Source organism: Lactobacillus sp. ESL0684 (assembly GCF_029392675.1).
Lineage (GTDB): Bacteria > Bacillota > Bacilli > Lactobacillales > Lactobacillaceae > Lactobacillus.
The window spans coordinates 1,211,906-1,234,404 of the sequence record NZ_CP113941.1; the positions used below are offsets into that span (position 1 = coordinate 1,211,906).

Consider the following 22,499-nt stretch of genomic DNA (forward strand, 5'->3'; position numbering starts at 1 on the left):
TTACTGCAATCCTGTTTTTTATTTGATTTGTGAATAAATTTCCTTGCTCCAAGCTGTTGCCCGATCACCTTGCGGCTTAAACATAACTAAGCGCTTAGTTGAGTTCCAACTATCATCAATACGCTTAATCGTCAATTGCAAGTATGTTTTAGGCAGATTATCTTTAATCATTTGTGGCCATTCAATTACTACCAAGCCTGCCTGCGCCAGATAACCATTTAAATCAATCGAAGCTAAATCATCATCAACTAGTCGATAAAAATCCATATGAAATAATGGCAATCTAGCTTCGCGATATTCACGCACAATCGTAAAGGTCGGACTTTTAATTGGTCTTTTAACACCAAGTCCGCGGCCAATTCCCTGTGTCAGAGTGGTTTTACCAGCACCTAAATCACCACTAAGCAATAATACATCACTAGCTTGAGCAGTTTGCGCAATTATCACACCAAGCTGCTGCATTTCACTTGCAGAATTTACTTCAAGCTTCATCTTATCCTCGCCCATTCTTTTCTAACACCTGGGCTGCTGTCAAAATTGCCAAGTCATAAACGTCTTGACTACTAGCACCACGCGATAAATCGTTAACTGGCTGAGCTAAACCTTGCAGGATTGGTCCAACTGCACCAAAATTACCCAATCTCTGTGCAATTTTATAAGCAAGATTACCAGATTGTAATTCTGGAAAGATAAAAATATTAGCTTGACCATTAAGCGGGGAATCAGGTGCTTTTTGTTTGGCAACCGCTGGAACAAACGCAGCATCAAACTGTAATTCACCATCAGCAGGAATGCTTGGACACTTTTGTTTAAATAATTTGGCCGCCTCAGCTACTCGATCAACCATCTCCCCTTGGGCAGATCCTTTAGTAGAAAAACTCAAAAAGGCCACTTTTGGCGTTAGATTAATCATTTTAGCAGTTTGAACAGATTGTTCTGCAATCTCAGCAAGAGTTGCACTATCAGGCTCGATATTAATTGCACAATCGGCAAAAAGATACTTTTTACTACCACGTTCCATGATAAAACTACCAGAAACTCTATGCATCCCTTTTGCAGTCTTGATCAATTGCAGTGCTGGTCTAACCGTTTGTGCTGTAGAATGCGCTGCACCTGACACCATTCCATCTGCCTTACCCATTTTAACTAGCATGGTAGCGAAATAATTGGCATCTTGCAGTTGTTCATGCACCTGTTGCCGTTCAAGCTCGCGGCCGCGAGCTGCAATAAAAGCAGTAATCATTTCAGCATCAGGTTCTGGTTCAACTAGTGTAACCCCTGATAAATCTAGTCCTAGCTGTCTAGCCGATTGTTTAAGTTCATTAACTTTGCCTAATAAAATTGGTTCAATAATTTGGGCTGCTGCTAAGCGGTTAGCTGCCATCAGGATCCGTTCATCATCCCCCTCAGGAAAGACAATCCGGATTTTTTTAGGTGCAATTTTAACTTTTTCTTCTAATAATTTAAAAACGCTCATGTTAATCCTATCTATGCTAAATCAGCTTGTGTAACAGTAGCCGGCAGTTGCCAATCTATTGGTGTTTCACCCATGTTTTTCAAGGCAGCATTACAACGTGAAAATGGTCGTGAGCCAAAGAAACCACGATCTGCCGAAAATGGACTCGGATGCGGTGATTTAATAATCACATTACGCTTTTGATCAATCAGCGGAATTTTATTCTGAGCAAACTTGCCCCATAAAATAAAAACTACCTTACCGCGCTCACTTAACGCTTCAATTGCCGCATCAGTCACCTGTTCCCAGCCGCGTCCTTGATGACCATTTGCATGACCATAAGGGACAGTCAAAACAGCATTTAGTAACAGTACTCCTTGATCAGCCCACTTCTTGAGATAACCGTGATTAACCGGTTGACAGCCAACATCATCATATAATTCTTGATAAATATTTTGTAATGATGGTGGCAGTTTAGTTCCCGGCATCACAGCAAAACTCATCCCAGTTGCTTGTCCAGGATTATGATAAGGATCTTGTCCCAAAATAACTACTTTAGTTTGAGCAAAAGTGGTCAACTTAAAAGCTGTAAAAATATGATACATATCTGGAAATATCTGCTTAGTAGCGTACTCGTTCTTTAAAAAATTATGTAATTCCTGGTACTGACTACTTGAAAAGACAGGTTCCAAGACGGCATCCCAATCATTGCCAATAAACTGTTTCATTATAAGCTAGCCTCTCTTCCGTTAACTTTTATGATATCATGAAAATTAATGAAACTGGACAAAAAATTGCTAATTAAAGATTTTTTTAGCAATTTCACTCATAAGCACTTGCTGCGAATTACGCACATTGTGTTAGTATTAAACTAGGAATTGTATAAGTATTATTAGGAGGCGTTACTTACCATTGATTAAATTAGTAGCTTGTGACCTTGACGGTACACTGTTTAACAGCAACATGACTGTTTCTAGTGAGAATATCTCAGCAATTCGTGCTGCCCAAGATAGTGGAATTGAATTTCTGGTGGCAACTGGTCGCTCACCTGAGCAAGCCCGTAGCGCTCTGAAAGACTTTGATTTACAAACTGGCTTTATCAATGCTAACGGAGCTTTGGTTTACGATGCAAACGGCAACTTGCAAGTTAAGCATTTATTACCCACTGCAAAGGCACGAGCAGTTGCAGAAATCTTATATAAACATCAAATTTATTTTGAAATCGTCACAAAAAGCAAAATTTATTCAGCAGACATCAGCCAACGTGTTGTTAATCTGGCTCATTCTCTAATAGCACTTAATCCCAACGTAACCTTTAAAGAAGCCGTGGCTATTTCTGCTGGCAGCAATGCAATGCTTAGCATGACTTTAGTCGATAATTTTGAACAGTTACTAGCCGACCCGCAACTTGAAATTACTAAAATTATCGCCTTTGACGGACGAGGTTATGCAGCATTTAAAGAAGTCAAAGAAGAAATCACAGCGCTTGGCGATTTGGCTGTGACTTCCAGTTCTGCCGCCAACATTGAAATCAACGATATTCGGGCACAAAAGGGTTCAGCTTTGCTCGATTACGCTCATAAACAAGGCTTAAAAACTGAAGAAATAGCAGCAATTGGCGATAATCTTAATGACGAAAGCATGATCCGTGCCGCTGGTACAGGGGTCGCAATGGCAAACGCTGTACCAGCTATTAAGCAGGTCGCGCAGATTGAAACCAAATCTAACAACGACGATGGCGTGGGCCATATTTTAAGACAATTTATCAAAAATAACGCGCAAGAATAGAGGTTGACTAATGCGCTATTTAATGGAATTAAGTCAAAAACAAGAATATGGTCAAATTCCTGTTGCTCTCGATAATGGTGAATTAAAATTCATTATTCAAGGAAATCTTGATAATCCTAACCATACTTTATATTTAAAAACTACCCTTGGTACTGAAATTGGACGACTTTATTCTGATCGAAATGGCATCATCGCTTCCTTCACAATAGATGTGGTTAACCATTCGCTAGTTAAGGTCAAACGCTTTAATAGCAAAATTGCTAATCTCTTTTATGTTACTAGGCTCAACTACTTAGTCACTGGTAGCATTAAAAAAGGTAGCTACAAGTTTTTATCTGGTGTCAAACAAGTAGCAACTGTAAAGACGAAGGTAAATAAAACCGGTGTTGTCTTGACCTGTGATATCTCTAGACCGGAAGACGTCCCCTTTATTTTATTGTGTGCGACACTATTTACCCAATGGCACACCACTCCGTTAAAATTACCAACTTTTCCACCGATTGGTGGCAACATCAGTATTAAATTAAATTAATTTAGTAAAAAGGTGTCTGGGAAAAAACTCAGCACAAAAGGGAATGTTAGAATAAAAAGATAACATTCCCTTTTTGATGCAATCTTTTGTTCATATTAAGCTCTGAAAAAGTTACAAAGCTTAAAAACATTTGCAATAATATTCGATTTTAACGGCCACTTTTAACCCTAATTTTTAAAAATCAGAGTTATTTCCCAGACACTTTATTTGTTTTAAGTTAATAAGCTCTTTGTCCCTTTTTATAGACAGCCTTATCTTGCTCGTTAACTGCCTTGATGTCAACTAGTGGATTCCCGTCTAAGACCAGAAAATCGGCATATTTGCCTTCCTCTAACGTGCCATATTCATCGTCAATCTTCATTAACTTAGCCGAATTAACGCTCGTGCGTAGCGCTTCGTAATTAGTAAAACCTTGCTCTACCAATAACTGCAGCTCAACGGCAGTTTTAGTAAAGTCATTAAAAGGTGTTCCAGCATCCGTACCTAAAGTGATTTTTACGCCCCGCTCCTTAGCATGCGTAATATTCTTACGCAGATCATCAACAGCATCGGCGGCTTTTTTAACTTCCCAATCAGGTAAAACACCTTTGCCATATTTGGCCAGAGACCAATCTGCCACTACCGTTGGGGTTAGATAAGTTCCTTGCTCAAGCATCATATCGATTTCTTCATCATCTACATAAAAACCATGTTCAATACTATCAACGCCAGCCTTTACCGCATTATAAATACCTGCGTTTCCTTCAGCATGAGCTGCAACAATCAGATTTTTGTGGTGAGCTTCTTCAACAGCAACGTTCATTTCAGCAATACTTAATTGTGGATCGTCCATGAAGTCATTCTTAGTCATGACCCCACCAGTTGCCATTACCTTGATTGCTTTAGCACCTTTTTTCATTCCTTGTCGAACGGCTTTACGCATCTCATCGGGTGAATCAACTAGATTACCAGAATTAGGGGCATCGCCGTGGCCCCCGGTCATCGAGTATACCATTCCAGACGGCATCATTTCTGGCACCTTAGTAATTTTGCCTGTAGCAATCATTTGGCTAAGTGGAATATCTAGATCATACGAACAACCGCACTGCCGAATATAAGTAACTCCAGAACGCAAAAATTCATGCAGATTTTGAACTGCTCGTACAGTTGCAACTACTACGTTCGCTTCAGGATCGCCATCAAAAGTGGTTGAATCATTATCAACATGCGTATGCACGTTAATCATGCCCGGCATTACATACTTATTAGCCAAATCAATTGTCCGATCAGCTGTTGGTGCTTTACCTGTACCAATTTTCGTAATTTTACCCGTCACATCATCAACTAACATGTAGCTATCTGCTTGAACATCGTTTTTCTCACCATCATAAAGATTAAAGTTAGTATATACCGTTTGATTCATGATTTTCTCCTAAAAATTTATTTAATAAGCACGCTGACCTTTTTTATAGACAATCTTGTTGGCTTGTGCCACTGCATGGACATCTGCCAACGGATTCCCGTCTAAGACCAGAAAATCGGCATATTTGCCTTCCTCTAACGTGCCATATTCATCGTCAATCTTCATTAACTTAGCCGAATTAACGCTCGTGCGTAGCGCTTCGTAATTAGTAAAACCTTGCTCTACCAATAACTGCAACTCAACGGGCGTCATCGTAAAATCATTAAATGGTGAACCAGCATCTGTACCCAAGGTAATTGGTACGCCGCGTTCTTTGGCATGAGTAATATTTTTACGTAGATCATCTAAAGCATCTGTGGCCTTTTTGATTTCCCATTCTGGCACTTTACCCTGGGCATAAGTTGGAAATGCCCAATCTGCCACTACCGTTGGAGTCAGATAAGTTCCTTGCTCAAGCATTAAATCAATTTCTTCATCATTAACATAGAAGCCATGTTCAACACTGTCAACCCCGGCTTTAATCGCATTCATAATCCCTGGATTGCCTTCTGCATGAGCTGCAACAATCAAATTCTTATGGTGAGCTTCTTCAACAGCAACGTGCATTTCGGCAACGCTAAGTTGCGGATCATCCATAAAATCATTCTTGGTCATGACTCCGCCAGTCGCCATCAATTTAATGTTTTTGGCACCTTTTTTCAGACCTTGACGAACAGCTTTACGCATTTCATCAGGTGAATCAACTAAGTGTCCAAAGCTAGGCGAATCTCCATGACCACCAGTCATTGAATATGCCATTCCAGACGGCATAATGTCAGGTGCCTTAGTTATTTTACCGGTTTGCACTAAATGACTCATTGTAATATCAATATCATATGCACTGCCGCACTCCCGAATATAAGTCACACCTGAGCGCAAGAAATCATGCAAGTGCTGCAAGCCTCGAACTGTGGCTGTTACAACGTCAGCTCCTAAGTCAGCATCATAACTGTCTGAATCACTCACAATATGAGTATGGCAATTGATAAGTCCTGGCATCACATATTTGCCTGCCAAATCGACTACTTGATCAGCTATTGGTGCCTGACCAGTACCAATCAAAGTTATCTTCCCCGTTTCATCGTCAACCACTAGATAGCTATCAGCTTTTACAGCTTCTGTTGCACCATCATATAACTTTGCATTTGTATAAACTGTTTTGGTCATGATTATTCACCCCTTAAATCGTCGCTTTCTTCATTATAATTTAATATTTTAATACTTAGCAAATTGTTTTACAATATTAAATTAAATAAAATGATAATAATTTAGCAATTATAAATGTTATTTATTACATCGCTAGACTTGAAAATACAAATTAGCCAAAAAGCCATAGCTTAACTATATAGACAAAATCTAAAAAGTATCAAAAGCTAGTAAATATAAAGAATGCCATTTTTATGTGTTTCTCATAATTTATCAAAAAATGTTATATAAAAAAGACGGTCATAATTGACCGTCACCGCGCGTTGCAAGTAGTCACCTTGCATGCACGTTAAGTATCTCGTGCAAAATTTCATATTTTTACTCATGTTGTATCTTGTGTTTGCAAAAGCTCAAGATGTGCTTGATGATATCAAAGATATCATTGACAAACTACGTAAGTAGTTCAGCTGCTAAAGCTCAGGTTTTCCTGAGCTTTTTCATTATGCAGATCGGAATAATTAAGTACACCTATCTTTGATGTCTCTAGCTTAATATGCCCGTTGGCCCTTTTTGTAGACAGCTTTATCCGCTTGGGCTACTGCATGAACATCTGCCAACGGATTTTCATCTAAGACTAAAAAGTCAGCATACTTACCCTCAGCTAAGGTGCCATATTCATCATCAATCTGCAGCAATTTAGCAGAATTAACGCTAGTTCGCAGAGCTTCATAATTAGTAAAGCCTTGTTCCACTAACAGCTGTAATTCAACTGGCGTCATGGAGAAGTCATTGAATGGCGTACCAGCATCTGTTCCCAAAGCAATCTTGACGCCGCGGTCTTTGGCATGTGTAATATTCTTACGCAAATCGTCTAGTGCATCAGCCGCTTTTTTGATTTCCCATTCCGGAACCTTACCTTCAGCGTATGTCGGAAAAGCCCAGTCAGCCACAACAGTTGGCGTCAAATAAGTCCCCTGCTCAAGCATCAAGTCGATTTCTTCATCATTAACATAAAAGCCATGCTCGATGCTATCGACTCCAGCCTTAATGGCATTCATAATTCCTGGATTTCCTTCAGCGTGAGCCGCAACCGTCAAACCCTTATGGTGAGCTTCCTCAACTGCAGCATGCATTTCGGCAACGCTAAGTTGTGGATCATTCATAAAGTCATTCTTAGTCATAACACCACCAGTTGCCATGACTTTAATGTTTTTGGCACCTAATTTCAAACCCTGACGGACAGCCTTGCGCATTTCATCTGGTGAATCAACTGCATGACCAAAATTAGGTGTATCGCCATGACCACCAGTCATCGAATATGCTCGACCCGATGGCAAGATTTCTGGAACCTTAGTAATTTTCCCTTCAGCTATCAAACGACTTAGCGTAATATCAATATCATAATTGCTGCCCAATTCTCTAATGTAGGTAACACCAGACTGCAAAAATGTATGCAGGTTCTTGACTGAACGCACAGTCGTCTCAACCACATTAGCTGTAGGATCGCCATCAGCGGCGCTGGGATCATTAACCGTGTGAGTATGGCAATTAATCAGACCTGGCATCACATATTTATTAGCTAAGTCAACCGTTTGGTCAGCAGCTGGCGCTTGCCCCGTGCCCATAGCAGTAATCTTACCAGTCCCATCATCAACTACCATGTAGCTGTTTGCCTTGACCGCTTCTTGCTCGCCATCATAGAGATTAACATTTGTATACGCTGTTTTCGTCATTTTGTACTCCTTAAACTAACTTCAATTTATTTCATTATATTTTAATATTCTAATACTAGATGAACATTTTTACAACAATTAATTAAAAATATCTTTCAAGAAATTCCAGGCTCTCTAAAATTGCGCAACAAAAAAATCCCTTACTAATTAGCAACGGATTTTTTTAATTATTTTTGACCAGGAAATTTATCTTTAGGAAGATATTCAATCTGCTTGACGTATTGACCTTTGTGCTCGATATAGATATACTGCCGACCTGGATCATATCCGCCAATATATTTAATTTTATAAGGTAACTTCTTGCCGTTATTATCAACGGCCTGCACATTACGATATTTTTGCGTATGCTTAGGCACCTTAGCATAACTAATCTCCATGTCGATTAACGGATTGATATAATCCGTGTATTGGTTATGGATTAGTAAAATACCGCCACAGCAGACAACTATTATACCCAAAACAGTTAGTAAAAATTTCTTCATCTGTCTATCCTCTCATTTTCTGTAATATGAATAGTTTGATCTTTAATTTCAATTACATAGTCACACTGCTGCCAAATCTGCGGTGAATGTGTGGCAATAATTACAGTAGCATCTGGACCAAAGTCATTTAAGAGCGAATTGAGCACTACTTCACTGTTTTCAGTATCAAGCGAACCCGTTGGTTCGTCAGCAAAAATCACATCAGGTTTCTTCAAGATTGCTCGCGCTAAAGCAATCCGTTGCTGCTCACCACCACTCAGGGTATAAACTTTTTGCTTAAGCGATAATTTGCCTAGTCCAACTCGCTCAAGCACTGCCTGCATTGCCACTTGTGCCGACTGTTTAGTATGTTTTTGATTCGCCAAACCAATAGCCAAATTTTGCTTAACCGTTTCATTATCAATCAGGCCAAAATTCTGAAAGACAAAGCCAAAATGATTGCGATATAGTTGTTTTTGATTTTTGGCATTAACTGGTAAATCATCGAAAGTCACGCTGCCAGAACTTGGCTCCTCCAATCCGCTCAAGATATTCAAAAAAGTTGTCTTGCCAGCACCACTCTTACCAATAATGGCATAGCTTTTGCCGGCAGAGAGCTGGCAGTTAACTTTTTCTAAGACGGGTTTTTGTTTAAATTCTTTAGTAATCGCTTCTACTTTAATCATTATTTCCACCTAATTTCCATGGTTAAGAGTTGTTAATAAATTTTTTTGCCCACGCCAACAAGTAAACAAGATTACTATGGTTTCTAATAACAAAAAGACCAACATAATTGGGATATTACTTAACCCATGTCCGATTTGCAAAACAATTATCATCACAAGCAAGTCGAGTAACAAATTCCCTAAAAGAAACATATTAATAAGTTTGAGGTTACTTCTGCCAAAGATGGCATTAACTGCCATTTTTCGCCGACACCTTTGTAAAAAGCTGCTACTAATAAAAATCTCAATGAAAACTAATTGGATAACAGAAACTAGCACTGCAATAATTAAAACACTAAATTTTTGTTTTGTTTGCGTCTTATAATCGCTTAATTGCACTTTTTGATTAGAAATACCAACAACATTATTAGTCAAACCCAAGCGTTTAATACTCTTTCGCAAGTTAGTTAAATCAGTGAACCTGAGTAAGCCTTGACTAGCGGTAGCTAAGTAGAAGTTATCTGATAGCAATCTATCATTAACGATAACCAATATCGGATCAACTGAAACTGTATCTTGCATAACTGCCAAAAGTTGATAATTATAAATAATTTGTTTGCTCTTAATTGGCACGACCTTTAGCTTAATTGACCCGTGGACTGAATAATAATTAGGCAAACTACGCTGAAAATTAATAAAATCAAGTAACTGCTTTTTAAATTTTGCCAATTGAAACATACGATCTTCTGGCACTAGCAACACCACATTATTTTTAGACATTTTAGGTAAAGTATAATTAGTATTATTAGTCAGTTTAATTGAGTTCTTCTTTAAATAAGTAGAATTGACATACATTAGATTGCCATAATCAGGATCTGTATCATTAATTTTAGGCTGTAAGTTTTGTGAATTTCGAGCAAGAATTGCCTGATTTTCGATTGCCAATCTATGAACTGCTTTGCCAACTTCATTTGTTTCTTTAACATTTGGCGCATCTGGATCTTCATTATCCCAAAAAAGACTTAAGTCATAATTAGTTTGTTGGTTATTCCATAACTTAATAGCTATTTGGTCCATTTGATAATCTTTGACTCCATTAACTAAAGCTACAGTATTCATTGTTAATAAAATCATAACTGCAATTTTCAATAAGTATCCAATTACTAATAATTGCTTAGTATTAGTTTGCCCCTTGATAGCTGCATATATATCAATTAACTTTAAGGCTAAATATGATATTAAATCCAATACCAAAAAGATAACGGATAAGCTAAAAATAATCACTATAGTATATAGCATAAACAGCCTTATTCCAGAAGCTGTCAACTGCAAAATGCTCCAGAAAAAAGCTAATCCAATTAATACTAGATCAGTTGCTCCCAGTGGTAAAAGTTCTTTTAACAAGCCATGCCTAATGATTTGCCAATTGCTATAACCATTAATCTTCATTACAGCAAAAGTTTTAAATCGATAAATCTTCTCAAGCAACATCACAATTAACAAGATACCTAATAGACTAATAAAGGCAAAAATTATCGCTTCAGAAAAACTACCAGTGACCATCATAAATAATCGCTTAGGCGTTAAAGCAGTATCTGCAGCCATTATTTTTAAACCCAATTTTTTAAATTTACTAAATACTTTTTCTAAAGTTGCTCCACGAGCAGAAGTATAATAATAGCCAATTACGGCTTCTAGCTGCAATGCCTGCTTATCTAGTCTTTTGGTTTGCTCATTTAGGTAAAAAGAACCAGTAGCATTCTTATCAGAATTAAACTCATAAATTGCTTTACTATTATGACCATTTAAATCATTAAAACGGGCTTTCATTAACGAAATGTTCTCATCATTTGCCAGTTTGGTCATCTGACTGAAAATTTTTCTTTTAGATTGCTTATTATCCCAAGCAACAACCATAATTGAGTTAGCGGTGTTAGGTATAGAATCAGTAGCATATGAGTTAAACAACAATGCGAAAATACCAACCATAGCAATTGTTAATGCTGCAAATAATAGCAACTTGATTTTTCTAAGCATAATTGCCCTCTTACCAGTTAAACCTATTCTTTCTAATGCTTCTAAATTATTTTGCTGGCATTATCATACTATATTTCTTAAAAATCGTTTACATGTTTTATATTATTTAAACTTCTTTAGCGAATGTTAATAAGTTTAGTTATGTGGGGCAATATCAATTAACTTACCATCTTTAATTGTAAGAGCTTGATCAATAATGTTACCAATCTCAGATTGATAATGCGAAGCGAGAATCACCAGCTTTCCTTGATCAGCTAAATGTACTAGTTCTTCATATAAAATAGCTCTACTAGATTCATCTAAGCCATTATTAATTTCATCCATTAACAAATACTTAGCATTGCTCAATGAATACATAGAAATCAAAAGTTTTTGTTTCATACCCAATGAATATTTTTTTATTGGCAATCTAACGTAGTCATTCATTTTCCAACGATCTATTTCCTTATCAATTTGATTATTTGAATTCCATTGTCTTTTAATAAACTTTAAATAATCCAGACCAGACAAATTGTTATCAAACCAATCTGATGTTTCAAAATAAAATACTTCTTGTTTAACTTTATCAAAGGTTTGACCTGAAAATAGAATATTGCCTTGATTTGGCTTAATTAAGCTAACAATTGCTCTTAAAACACTAGTCTTCCCAGAACCATTTAAGGCATGAAGCAAATAAATTCTACCAGTTTGAAAATTATAATTAGCGTTTTGTAAAATAGGCTCGCGTAACTCAATAGTAACATTATTTAATTCAATCATTTTTACCCCTTAATATAATTTATTTTCGTTTTAATTTTGAACTAAGCTTCGTTTCTAGCAAATTAATTAAAATTAGTATTACTGTCCAAATAATCAAAATAAAGATTCCCATACTAAAAGTGATTTGACTATTCCTTGTAATTGAAGCTAAATTTCCATTAACTACATGTAAAGAAAAGATATAAGTAGTGGGGAAAAATTGAGCAATTTTTTGAAATGGTACAATAATTGTTGGCAAAAAAGCACCGCCAAGAATTATTAAACTACCAATTAATAATGAATTTACTCGTGACTTAAAAATATTTACTACTAATAAAATAAATGCAGCTAAAAATGGTAAAACCAATATTTGAAGTATTAAAGTTGGTACTAAGCGATCAAAAAGTGGTAAATACTCTGCAGTATTAGTTTTAATATTTACGCCAAGAGTTGGATATTTTAGAGTTCCTGGTCCAAATATCACGCTGGAAACTCCGAATACAACTATCAATACCAAGCTTAGAATAAGTATACCAATTGCAAATCCTGAAACTAACTCAGTAAATTGAATATTTTTGCTTGGCAAAAGCGATACTTTATCGAGCTTATCAGAATATCTTTCTGAATATAAATTAGTTAAAATAAAGATCAAAACTAAGGTTAATAAAATAGGTAAGAGATTATCAAGGCAATTCAATATAAATAATAAACCAGTTACTGGGTATTCGTCGCTTTCTTCAGGTAAATTAGCTTTCTTCAAAGTATCAAAACGTAAAATTTCTTTTTTAATTGCTTGTTTTAATTCAGGATCTTGCTCACTATCGTGATTTAGCAATTTCTGGTTCTGTTTCTTTAATAAAGTATAAGCTTGAGACCAATTATTCGCATTAATATCCTTTATAATCGCCCGATTATCTTTTATTTCATCGGTTTCATAGCTATACTCTTCCTTTGCTAAATTATATTTTCTTGAATTACGTGGATATTTTTTCATATCTGCTTGAGCTTTTTGTTTATTCTTTTTTGCCATTGCAATATTTTCATATGTATTCCCAATTGACGAATACTGCGCAGTAACTTTACTATTTTGATATAAAACATCAAATAAAATTACTAAGATAATCCCGATTCCAATAAAGGTAAGCGTATTTTTTATAACTTTTTTTAATTCTAAAGTAAAATATGCCATTCCGTAATCCTCCGCGACTCAAGTTATTAACATAAAAAAACCTGCTACTATTAGCAGGTTTTTTATTGGCTTTAATATCCGCCTTTATAATAGTTAGTATGTCTATATGCCTTGTAATTCCAACCACCACCAATTTGGGTATTTTTATAACTAGTTTGATACGATGAAGTAGGAATACTTATATAGTGATAATTATGAAAGTTTGATTCAACACCAGTAATAGTATTTCGATCAAAATTATAATATTTTACAGCACTATACTTTTTGGCCTTTCTTTCCAGAACTGCACTAGCATCTCCCTTTGTAGCATTTTCCGAAGCAGCAAATGCTGGAACAGCAGTCATACCAATTGTAGCAACCGTTGCTAGACTAACAGCAATTTTCTTTAAGCTTTTCATTTTAATTATCTCCTTCTTCTAAATCATTATCAAAATCCTTTAAACTAAACCAAAACAAGAGTTTAAGTAATCCTTCCATAATAATTCTCCTAACAAAAATAAGATATCATTTTCATGAACAAATTAAATGCATTTATTTATGTTCAACAATATAGTAACGTGTTTTTCATATTTTGTCTCGTGCAATTTTTGCACACCACTTATATTTTATGCTTAAGATAATTACTACATTGCAAATCAATCAACTTTGCATTACACTTAGCTCATAAGAAATAAGGGAGCAAAATTATGATTATCTTGGAATTTGGAGAAACCTTTCGTAAAATACGTTTAGGACGTGGAATTAGTCAAGAAGCCCTAGCTAAAGATCTATTCAGCCGTGAAACTATTTCAAAGATTGAATCTGGTAAAATTTATTGTCCTCGTGGCAATTATGATGTCTTACTTGAACGCTTAGGTGTTGGCGATTTAGAATTCAAATATATTCAGGCAAATTATTCATTTACTCCGAAAGAAAAAATTCTTTATCAGCTATTTGATATTAGTCTTAGTACCGAAACCGATAAGATTAAGCAACTACTAACAGATTGTTCAAAAATCGAAAATGATTCAGACATTAAGCGTATTTCCTTAATATTACAAGCGTATCTATTGATAAGTAAGGATCATGATCTTGAAAAGGCCAAAAAACTAGTTCAGCCCATTTGGTATGATAATTTACAAAAAGCTAAACTATTTACTATTAATGACATCTGTATTCTTGACATGATTGCCTATGCCTTTGATGATACAACTAATCAGAAAATAATTACTAGAATTCTTAATGAGATTGACGATCATTATCCCTTTCTCAAATCATTAAAATGCAACGTCTTAATCAATTCGGCCAGTTTAGACTTAGATAATCATGATTTTGCAGCTGCCAAGACTAGCTTAACTAAGGCTGCAGCAATTGCTAAGGCTAACCATCAATATGACAAATTACTACTCTGTCAAGCAGAAATTGCGATTTGCGATCATGATATTTCGCAAGCTAATTATTACGCTGATTTGCTTGAGGAGATTGGCGCAGAACCCATTGCTCCAGCTCTAAAAATGGAAATCGAATCTTTTACGTAAATATTTGTACTTAATGAGATACACATGCTATAATTTATTTGAGGTGATATACATGCCAGCAGAGATTAGAGCTGTTAGTACAAAAGAGTTAAGACAAAATTTTAAAAAATATGCAGATGATATTACTAATTTTGGTGAAACTGTGATTGTTACGCGTCCAGAAAACAAAAATGTGGTTGTTATTTCAGAAAGTGAATATAATTCTTGGCAAGAAACCAATTATTTACTTGCTTCTCAAAAGAACCGTAATGCGCTGCAGAACTCCATTAACCAGCTTGACAAGCCTGATTCAAAAAGTCACTTATTGACGCCGACAGAATTTGAGCAGCTAGCAAATGACTAAGTTAAACATTCTATTTACCGAAGCTGCTTGGCAAGAATATATAGAATGGAAAAAAATCGATAAGGCGTTAGTCAAAACGATTGATCAACTGATTATGGACACAATTCGGCATCCTTTTACTGGTATTGGCAAACCAGAGCCACTACAACATGAACTAAGTGGATTTTGGTCAAGGAAAATTAACAGTGAACATCGAATGGTATATGGAGTTACTAAAAGCCAAATTGAAATTATTCAGTTAAAATATCATTATCAAAAATAACCAGTTATTATCAAAAGAATAACTGGTTATTTTTTATCTAAATTGATATATTCAAACATTTACTTCTGTTGCAAAATGGCATTAGTCAATAAAGCTGAGAAATTTAGCTTTTGCTTTTTAGCCTTGCGGTCAGCCCATTGCGGAATAGTCAAAGTTTTCTTGACTAGTTTATCATTATTCAAATATTTAGAAACATTGGTTTTAATCAAAGTTACAAAGGCATTTTCTGGTACCTTTACTTCATTAATGTTGGAGGGTGGGTTCACCGAATCGGCATTTTCAATATAATCTGCCAAAGTCAGTCCTAGCGCTTCTTCAGCCATAGCAATACCATATGAAATATCGTCGGTGTTAATTCCTGTAAATGCTCCTTGAATATCCGGAAATTCTATCAAATATCCGCCCTTAGCTTCTGGAGTAAAGACAGCAGGATAGACCAAAAATAGATCACTAGTTTTACTCATTTTATTCACCTCTTTGAAAAAACGCAAAGTGATAATTTATCAACTTTGCGTAACTAGTTAATGTCTGGTTAGCCCAGCCTCTTTAAGGATTTTACGTTCAAGTCCATTACCTAAATCTTGATTTCCATGAACAGGAATTGTGATTCTTACACCATTTTTATATAAATGATGATGTGAGCCAGCAACTCTGCGTTCAATCCAACCATTATCTAGCAACAACTTTAACATATCCTTTCCTGTAAGTGGCATGTATACTTACCTCCTTACACAAGTTATTATAACACGTGTAGTACGTACTTACAACAAAATTAAATAAAGTATCTTATTGACCTCAACAAAAAAGTTTCAGCAATACTAGCCACAGAGAGCCTTTACCTATAGGTAATTTTACTAAACTAGTCAAATTATCTAAAATAATTTCTTTCAAAAGACTAGTAATTACAACTTATTAATTCATACCAAGTCCATTAGGCATATAAAAAAGACCCTTTAACAGGGTCTCTTTCAAAATATTAAAATTAATCTTGATAATTAACTAATGCCAAGAATGAGTCAGGCTTCAAGCTTGCCCCACCAACTAAACCACCATCGATGTTTGGCTTAGCCATTAATTCTTTAACGTTACTTGGGTTAACTGAACCACCGTATTGAATACGAACATTTTCAGCAGTTTCTTCATTATATAAGTCTTTAACCGTTTCACGAATTGTCTTACACATTTCTTCAGCTTGATCAGAACTGGCGGTTTTACCAGTACCAATTGCCCAGATTGGTTCATAGGCAATAACTAATTGGGAAACTTGTTCAGCAGATAAATCTTTTAAGGCAGCCTTGATCTGACCAACAACCCATTCAGCTTGTTGATTAGCTTCCCGCTTTTTAAGAGATTCACCACAACACAGAATTGGCGTAATGTGGTTAGCAAATAACGCTTTAGCTTTTTTGTTAATATCTGCATCAGTTTCATGGAAGTATTCACGACGTTCTGAGTGACCGATCACACAGTAATCCATGCCCATTTCAGCTAAAACTTTTGGTGAAGTTTCACCAGTAAAAGCACCTTCATCTTCAAAGTAGGCATTTTCAGCACCGACTTTCAAGTTTGAGCCTTTAGCAGCACTTGCCAAAGCGTCAAGGTCAACAGCTGGAGCACAGATCAATGCTTCAACTTTGTTTGAATCTGGTAATTGATCTTTAACTCCTGCTACAAATTCAGTTGTTTGGGCTGGATTCATGTGCAATTTCCAGTTACCAGCAATAATTGGTGTACGCATATAATTTAGATCCTTTCTTAATTACTTTTCTGAAATGCAGACAATTCCTGGCAAGTCCTTACCTTCAAGGTATTGTAAGGAAGCACCACCACCAGTTGAAATGTGGGAAATCTTCGGTGCAATACCTAATTGCTTAGCAGCAGCAGTCGAGTCACCACCACCAATAATGGTAGTAGCATTTTCTAGATCTGCTAATGACTTACCAACTTCTAAAGTTCCTTTAGCAAAGTTAGGCATCTCAAAAGCACCCATCGGTCCGTTCCAAACAACTGTCTTAGCAGATTTCAAAATTTCCTTGAACTTTTCAACGGTCTTTGGACCAATATCTAAGCCCATCATGTTGTCAGGAATGTCATCGCCAACAACTTCACGAGAAGCATCATTTGAAAATTCAGTCGCAGCCAAGTTGTCAACTGGCAAAACGATTTTACCATCAGCATCTTTTAAGAGTTGCTTAGCTAGCTCAACTTTGTCTGGTTCAAATAATGATTTACCAATATCATGACCTTGAGCAGCTAAGAATGTATATGCCATTCCCCCACCAATTAAGATGTGGTCTGATTTAGGAATCAAGTTAGTGATAACATCAATCTTGTCAGAAACCTTGGCACCACCCAAAATGGTTACAAATGGGTGTTCTGGATTAGCAACAGCGTCACCTAGGAACTTAATTTCTTTTTCCATTAAGTAACCAGCTGCAGCAGGCTTGCCAGCCTTCTTCATTGCTTCAGCAATACCAACGTTAGAAGCATGGCTTCTGTGCGCAGTCCCAAAGGCATCGTTAACATAAATATCACCAAGACTAGCCCAGTATTCACCTAAAGTTGGGTCATTCTTACTTTCACGTTTACCAAAATCATTATCAATATCTTGGAAACGAGTATTTTCAAGAACAATTATATCACCGTCATGCATCTCATTGATAGCACTTTCAACTGATTTGCCTTCATTAGAAGCTACAAAAGTTACCGGTCTATCCAAGAGTTCACTTAAACGAGCAGCAACTGGTTTAAGTGACAATTCTTTTTTATCATCATCCGACTTGATACGACCCAAGTGGCTAAGCAAAATCGCCTTGCCGCCATTTTCAATAATGTATTTAATAGTTGGTAATGCAGCAACGATCCGGTTATCGTCACCAATCACACCATCTTTAATTGGCACATTGAAGTCAACCCGAACCAAAACTTTTTTATCTTTTACATCGAGATCTGAAATAGTTAATTTAGCCATCTATAATCCTCCGATAACTCAATTATTTTTGCTTTCAAAAAAAGGCGGAAGGAAGAATTTCCCTCCGCCTTCTCTTTTACTACTTAAGTTTAATCAACTAATGATTAAAGAGTAGCAAATTTCAACAAAGTACGAACCATTTGGCAAGTGAATGAGTATTCATTGTCATACCAAGCAACAGTCTTAACTAATTGGTTGTCACCAGCAGTAGTTACCATTGTTTGAGTTGGGTCATAGATTGAACCAGCAGTCATGCCAACAACATCGCTTGAAACGATTTCGTCATCGTTGTAAGCAAATGAAGGACTTTCATACTTCTTAACTGCTGAGTTAACTTCATCAGCAGTAACTTTCTTGTCAAGAATTGAAACTAATTCAGTCAATGAACCATCAGTAACTGGAACACGTTGTGCGTGACCGTTAACCTTACCATTCAATTCTGGAACAACAAGACCAATAGCCTTAGCAGCACCAGTTGAGTGAGGAATGATGTTAGCAGCTGCGGCACGAGCGGCACGCTTGTTACCACCACGAACTGGACCATCTAGCAACATTTGAGTTGAAGTATAAGCATGGATAGTAGTCATAGTAGCTACCTTAATGCCAAATTCTTTTTGCAAAGCATCAACCATTGGAGCTAATGAGTTAGTTGTACATGAACCAGCTGAAACAATCTTGTCGCTTGAGTCTAAAGTATCATCATTTACTGAGTAAACAATAGTCTTCAAGTCGTTACCAGCAGGAGCTGAAATCAAGACTCTCTTGGCACCAGCGTCAAGGTGAGCTTGTGACTTAGCCTTGCTAGTGTAGAAACCAGTACATTCAAGAACGAAATCAACACCATCGTTCTTAACCCATGGAATGTTTTGAGCTTGAGGTTCTGCGTAAACACGGTATTTCTTACCGTCAACAACGATTGAATCTTCAGTAGCTGAAACTTCGTGGTTGAAAGTACCATGAGTTGAGTCATATTTTAATAAGTGTGCTAAAAGAGCTGGAGTAGTCAAGTCGTTAATAGCAACAACTTCGATATCCTTTGACTTTTCGCCTAAATCCATGATCCGACGAAATGCTAAACGACCAATACGGCCGAAACCGTTAATACCAATTTTAACTGTCATATTCTAAAGTCCTCCTTAAGAACTATATAAGAAATATAAATTAATTTATTTTAAATGAGAATTATTTCTCCTTTAAAATCTTATCTGAGGCTCCTTCATCAGTAATTAACCAGGTTTGATGAGGAGCATTGGGCATATAAGCCTTGATTGCGTTAGCCTTGCGACCTCCACAAGCAAAAGCGAATATGTGAGGTATTTTATTGAGATTCTCGAACTGCAAGCCAACCTGTTGCACGCGATCGACAATCTTACCATTGCCATCGAAGAAACACCCAAAACATTCGGTGACCACCTTTTTCTCGCGTAACTCGGATAAGCGAATTGAATCGTATCCGCGCCGTCTTGCCATATCATGAGCAAGACCAATTCCATGAATTACTACATCACTTTGCGAAATGTCTTCTAAGACATCTGCAACTGTTGCTTCACGAATTAGCGATTTATAGGCTTCTTTAGAAACTTGTTCCGGCAAATATAATGTTTTATATTCACCGCCAGTCTTAGCAGCCATTGCTTGAACGATCGTGTTGCTTTGAATCGCGACATTCTCGCCCAAGGCACCACGACCTGGAACAAACACTAACTGTCGATTATTTCCCAGACTCTTAGATAAATAACCAGCTGCCTTTGACAAAGCAACTCCACCTAAAACGGTGATAATTGATTGCCCTAATGGCAATAACAAGTCTAAGGCTGAGCTAAGTTCTGTACCCATCCGTTCATAAACGCGCTCTTGCAAGTCACTATCGCCAGGAACAATAATTGTTCGCTCAATCCCAAGTTTACGTGCCAGTTCAATTTCACTCTTGCGAGCATTAACTAGCCGATCAATCAGAGGAGCCGCATCTTGCAAGGTTTCTTGTCCTTTTTCAGTCATGAACATTCCAAAACTCTTAACCTCAATCAGACCTAACTTGCTGAGATAATCAGTTTCGGTTCGAACATTTCTCTCTGATAACCCCAGCGCTTGAGCCACACTTCTGCGGCCAACTGGTGCGTTCAGTGAAATCTGTTCGAGAATTGAAATCCTTTGACGAAAAACCTTTAAGATATCGGGAACGAGAGCCTCGAGCACTGGAAATTCCGAGTACATACCTTCTCTCCTTTTTATCTTGGGACAATTATGACCCATCATTTGTCACTTATTGTCCCAGAATGCCCAAAAATATAAGAGTCATGCTGATTTACAAATATCTTAAATCATACATTCCTCCATCGACATTTATAGTATAGCAGTGCTTTTGTGAAAATTCAAGCAAAAACATCCATTTATACTATTGGTAAAACTCATACAGTATTATTAGCTTGCTAAGGCTTAAATCCAACATTGATCTTGCTATTTTTGAGAAGAGATTCGGGAAGGCTAATATAATGAAATTGATAAGTTGGAGCAGGCATATTCTTAACAGTAGTTAGCCTGAAACTGAAATATGAATAGTCATCATCTTGGTTGTCGGAAGTAATATTCAAGAAAAAACTAGGATACTGACTTGCAAAATTATAGTTATTCTCATCATTAGCTTGCAAAGCGAAATCAACTGGTCGCCAAGCAAGCCCTAGATTACCATATTTAATTCCACCCTCGGTCGACATGTCAGTAGCTTGAAAGCCAAATATGTCAGCTTTTATCTGCTCATAAATTATTTTCTTTAAAGTCGTCATTGAGATTTGATCCATACCAGTTGCACCACGTCCAAGTAAGGCATCAACCGACCCATCAGTTAAATTAAGACCGTTAGCCTTACCTGCTTCGATAATAAAATCCGGATCGTCATCATATAAGTCTTTGTTGCCTGCATTATATCTAGCAGCAATATCATCAGCCAACTTTTCAGTCCCCATACTTGTAAGCCATGGTTTCAATTTCAGTTGACTTCTAGCGTCATTAATCAATCTTAAGACATATTCATTCAGTATTGTCTGCTCCTTAACAGTTAGTTTTCCCGGGTTAACGATTAACTTCTCATCAGCTGGACTTTCAGCTGCAATAGTTCTGTTAAAATCATTTTCTTTCACACCCTTTTTCAAAGCCTGAAAAAATTCAGCGTTAAACTTACCATCATTACGCATAGCCTCCCGGATGTTCTCAGTAGTATAGCCTTTAGGTAAAGTTATCGTTGCTAGTTCATAATGTGTTTTCGTATATTGCTTGGCTAATTTTTTGCTTTTAAAGTAGTTCTGAGTAAAATCAGCATTATTTAAATTTGTAACCAGTAATACAGGATGACCTTCATACTTATCAGCGCGATAAGCATTTCTCTGTTTTTTACCTTCTTTGGTAGCAATATACTTATTTTCAGTTTCTTCATAAACTGCATCTTCTATCTTTTCGTTAGTAGCGCTAATGAAGTGATGCTTACCCTGTGACTTTTTAACTTTTTTATTTAAAGTAAAGTAAGTACCATTCTTCAACGAAACCTTATTTTTAGTTATCGCAATTTTATCTAATTTATCATCAACATAGCTATACCAACTACCACGCATTTTTTTAGGAAAAGCTGTTAGTTTTTTTGACCTAACTTTTTTAACAGTAACGTTGGGCTTACTATTTGCTTTAGCATAGATTGATACGCATGAATTTATTCCTACAATACTAGCAACGATTGTTCCCAATAGTAGCAGTTTTCTAAATTTGTTTTTCATAATTCACCTCTTAATAAATTCTTTTTGATATAATCAAACTATCGTTATCGCTAATTATATAAACTTTAAGTAACAAATTGCTTAAAATCTGCTAAGCTTTAATATATATTAAATGTTAGGAGTAATATGGATAATCTTAAGTCAATAACTACAATTAATGAGACCATGTATTTAGAAAATACAGGGGTATTAAAAACAGTGCGTAGACGGCAAAACGATAATACCGGTTTTACCAACGTAGATGATATTAATTGGGATAGTTTATAGGTAAGCATAATAAAAATTCAATCAGCCGAAAATCCATTTTGCTTAACTAGCATGACTTCACCCAAAATTACCATAAAAAATTTTACTTTCGCTAAATTTCTGTTATACTTATTAATGTTCTAATTGGGTCCTTAGTGTAATGGATCGCACGTAAGATTCCGGTTCTTAAAATCTGAGTTCGACTCTCAG

At 36.4% G+C, this 22,499-nt stretch carries 25 protein-coding genes; 6 read left to right on the forward strand and 19 right to left on the reverse strand.

What is annotated here, in order from left to right:
* Nucleotides 1–18: 18 nt before the first annotated feature.
* Genes tsaE through OZX56_RS05880 form a run of 3 tightly spaced genes read right to left on the reverse strand, consistent with a single transcriptional unit; the run spans nucleotide 19 to nucleotide 2,187 of the window.
* Nucleotides 19–507, reverse strand: coding sequence for a tRNA (adenosine(37)-N6)-threonylcarbamoyltransferase complex ATPase subunit type 1 TsaE (tsaE, locus tag OZX56_RS05870; RefSeq protein ID WP_277126239.1), 489 nt, complete (start codon nucleotides 505–507; stop codon nucleotides 19–21).
* Complete coding sequence (pta, locus tag OZX56_RS05875; protein ID WP_277139250.1) at nucleotides 494–1,477, reverse strand: phosphate acetyltransferase; 984 nt, start codon at nucleotides 1,475–1,477, stop codon at nucleotides 494–496. The genes tsaE and pta overlap by 14 nt, the downstream gene beginning before the upstream one ends.
* Before the next feature lie 11 nt (nucleotides 1,478–1,488).
* On the reverse strand, nucleotides 1,489–2,187 hold the full coding sequence (locus OZX56_RS05880) for a uracil-DNA glycosylase (RefSeq protein WP_277127025.1): 699 nt from the start codon (nucleotides 2,185–2,187) through the stop codon (nucleotides 1,489–1,491).
* A 181-nt stretch (nucleotides 2,188–2,368) separates the two neighbouring features.
* On the opposite strand from OZX56_RS05880, the gene OZX56_RS05885 reads away from it, so the two are divergent.
* Both OZX56_RS05885 and OZX56_RS05890 read left to right on the forward strand, forming a co-directional pair.
* Complete coding sequence (locus OZX56_RS05885) at nucleotides 2,369–3,244, forward strand: Cof-type HAD-IIB family hydrolase (protein ID WP_277139251.1); 876 nt, start codon at nucleotides 2,369–2,371, stop codon at nucleotides 3,242–3,244.
* A gap of 10 nt (nucleotides 3,245–3,254) precedes the next feature.
* Entirely contained in the window at nucleotides 3,255–3,776 is a 522-nt protein-coding gene (locus OZX56_RS05890; RefSeq protein ID WP_277139252.1) for a hypothetical protein, read from the forward strand.
* A 217-nt stretch (nucleotides 3,777–3,993) separates the two neighbouring features.
* Here OZX56_RS05890 and OZX56_RS05895 read toward each other — a convergent pair whose 3' ends face one another.
* From OZX56_RS05895 to OZX56_RS05935, 9 genes are all read right to left on the reverse strand, one after another.
* Complete coding sequence (locus OZX56_RS05895; RefSeq protein WP_277139253.1) at nucleotides 3,994–5,178, reverse strand: amidohydrolase family protein; 1,185 nt, start codon at nucleotides 5,176–5,178, stop codon at nucleotides 3,994–3,996.
* Nucleotides 5,179–5,199: 21 nt separating this feature from the next.
* A complete protein-coding gene (locus tag OZX56_RS05900; RefSeq protein WP_277139254.1) occupies nucleotides 5,200–6,384 on the reverse strand; it encodes an amidohydrolase family protein in 1,185 nt (394 codons plus the stop codon).
* A 527-nt stretch (nucleotides 6,385–6,911) separates the two neighbouring features.
* The gene (locus tag OZX56_RS05905; protein ID WP_277139255.1) at nucleotides 6,912–8,096 is read right to left on the reverse strand and encodes an amidohydrolase family protein; all 1,185 of its coding nucleotides are present in this window, start codon (nucleotides 8,094–8,096) and stop codon (nucleotides 6,912–6,914) included.
* Between the two features lie 167 nt (nucleotides 8,097–8,263).
* On the reverse strand, nucleotides 8,264–8,578 hold the full coding sequence (locus tag OZX56_RS05910) for a YxeA family protein (RefSeq protein ID WP_277139256.1): 315 nt from the start codon (nucleotides 8,576–8,578) through the stop codon (nucleotides 8,264–8,266).
* A complete protein-coding gene (locus OZX56_RS05915) occupies nucleotides 8,575–9,243 on the reverse strand; it encodes an ATP-binding cassette domain-containing protein (RefSeq protein WP_277139257.1) in 669 nt (222 codons plus the stop codon). Before OZX56_RS05915 ends, OZX56_RS05910 begins: the two co-directional genes overlap by 4 nt.
* 9 nt (nucleotides 9,244–9,252) lie before the next feature.
* Nucleotides 9,253–11,259, reverse strand: a complete 2,007-nt coding sequence (locus OZX56_RS05920) for a hypothetical protein (protein ID WP_277139258.1) — start codon at nucleotides 11,257–11,259, stop codon at nucleotides 9,253–9,255.
* A gap of 135 nt (nucleotides 11,260–11,394) precedes the next feature.
* Nucleotides 11,395–12,018, reverse strand: coding sequence for an ABC transporter ATP-binding protein (locus tag OZX56_RS05925; protein WP_277139259.1), 624 nt, complete (start codon nucleotides 12,016–12,018; stop codon nucleotides 11,395–11,397).
* Between the two features lie 19 nt (nucleotides 12,019–12,037).
* On the reverse strand, nucleotides 12,038–13,186 hold the full coding sequence (locus OZX56_RS05930) for a hypothetical protein (RefSeq protein ID WP_277139260.1): 1,149 nt from the start codon (nucleotides 13,184–13,186) through the stop codon (nucleotides 12,038–12,040).
* 71 nt (nucleotides 13,187–13,257) lie between these two features.
* Nucleotides 13,258–13,584, reverse strand: coding sequence for a hypothetical protein (locus OZX56_RS05935; protein ID WP_277139261.1), 327 nt, complete (start codon nucleotides 13,582–13,584; stop codon nucleotides 13,258–13,260).
* A 288-nt stretch (nucleotides 13,585–13,872) separates the two neighbouring features.
* Between OZX56_RS05935 and OZX56_RS05940 the strand changes: the two genes are divergently transcribed.
* From OZX56_RS05940 to OZX56_RS05950, 3 genes are read left to right on the forward strand one after another with little or no spacing between them, the layout of a single operon-like run.
* Nucleotides 13,873–14,703: a helix-turn-helix transcriptional regulator gene (locus OZX56_RS05940; RefSeq protein WP_277139262.1), complete on the forward strand. Its 831-nt coding sequence runs from the start codon at nucleotides 13,873–13,875 to the stop codon at nucleotides 14,701–14,703.
* 52 nt (nucleotides 14,704–14,755) lie between these two features.
* Complete coding sequence (locus OZX56_RS05945; RefSeq protein ID WP_277139263.1) at nucleotides 14,756–15,046, forward strand: type II toxin-antitoxin system Phd/YefM family antitoxin; 291 nt, start codon at nucleotides 14,756–14,758, stop codon at nucleotides 15,044–15,046.
* Nucleotides 15,039–15,308, forward strand: coding sequence for a Txe/YoeB family addiction module toxin (locus tag OZX56_RS05950; protein WP_277139264.1), 270 nt, complete (start codon nucleotides 15,039–15,041; stop codon nucleotides 15,306–15,308). Before OZX56_RS05945 ends, OZX56_RS05950 begins: the two co-directional genes overlap by 8 nt.
* Before the next feature lie 59 nt (nucleotides 15,309–15,367).
* Here the strand turns inward: OZX56_RS05950 and OZX56_RS05955 are convergent, their stop codons facing one another.
* The 7 genes from OZX56_RS05955 to OZX56_RS05985 all read right to left on the reverse strand — a co-directional run bounded on the left by OZX56_RS05955 (nucleotide 15,368) and on the right by OZX56_RS05985 (nucleotide 22,043).
* The gene (locus tag OZX56_RS05955; RefSeq protein ID WP_277139265.1) at nucleotides 15,368–15,772 is read right to left on the reverse strand and encodes a type II toxin-antitoxin system HicB family antitoxin; all 405 of its coding nucleotides are present in this window, start codon (nucleotides 15,770–15,772) and stop codon (nucleotides 15,368–15,370) included.
* Nucleotides 15,773–15,829: 57 nt separating this feature from the next.
* Complete coding sequence (locus OZX56_RS05960; protein ID WP_277139266.1) at nucleotides 15,830–16,021, reverse strand: type II toxin-antitoxin system HicA family toxin; 192 nt, start codon at nucleotides 16,019–16,021, stop codon at nucleotides 15,830–15,832.
* A 269-nt stretch (nucleotides 16,022–16,290) separates the two neighbouring features.
* Entirely contained in the window at nucleotides 16,291–17,046 is a 756-nt protein-coding gene (tpiA, locus tag OZX56_RS05965; RefSeq protein ID WP_277139267.1) for a triose-phosphate isomerase, read from the reverse strand.
* A gap of 21 nt (nucleotides 17,047–17,067) precedes the next feature.
* The gene (locus tag OZX56_RS05970) at nucleotides 17,068–18,279 is read right to left on the reverse strand and encodes a phosphoglycerate kinase (RefSeq protein WP_277139268.1); all 1,212 of its coding nucleotides are present in this window, start codon (nucleotides 18,277–18,279) and stop codon (nucleotides 17,068–17,070) included.
* A 104-nt stretch (nucleotides 18,280–18,383) separates the two neighbouring features.
* Nucleotides 18,384–19,400 (reverse strand): type I glyceraldehyde-3-phosphate dehydrogenase, encoded by a 1,017-nt coding sequence (gap, locus tag OZX56_RS05975; protein WP_277126223.1) that lies wholly within the window; start codon nucleotides 19,398–19,400, stop codon nucleotides 18,384–18,386.
* A gap of 61 nt (nucleotides 19,401–19,461) precedes the next feature.
* Nucleotides 19,462–20,493 carry a sugar-binding domain-containing protein gene (locus OZX56_RS05980; protein WP_277139269.1) on the reverse strand — a complete coding sequence of 344 codons (1,032 nt, stop codon included), beginning with the start codon at nucleotides 20,491–20,493 and terminating at the stop codon, nucleotides 19,462–19,464.
* A gap of 215 nt (nucleotides 20,494–20,708) precedes the next feature.
* Complete coding sequence (locus OZX56_RS05985) at nucleotides 20,709–22,043, reverse strand: hypothetical protein (protein WP_277139270.1); 1,335 nt, start codon at nucleotides 22,041–22,043, stop codon at nucleotides 20,709–20,711.
* A 126-nt stretch (nucleotides 22,044–22,169) separates the two neighbouring features.
* Between OZX56_RS05985 and OZX56_RS05990 the strand changes: the two genes are divergently transcribed.
* On the forward strand, nucleotides 22,170–22,310 hold the full coding sequence (locus OZX56_RS05990; RefSeq protein ID WP_277126218.1) for a hypothetical protein: 141 nt from the start codon (nucleotides 22,170–22,172) through the stop codon (nucleotides 22,308–22,310).
* Nucleotides 22,311–22,499 lie beyond the last annotated feature (189 nt).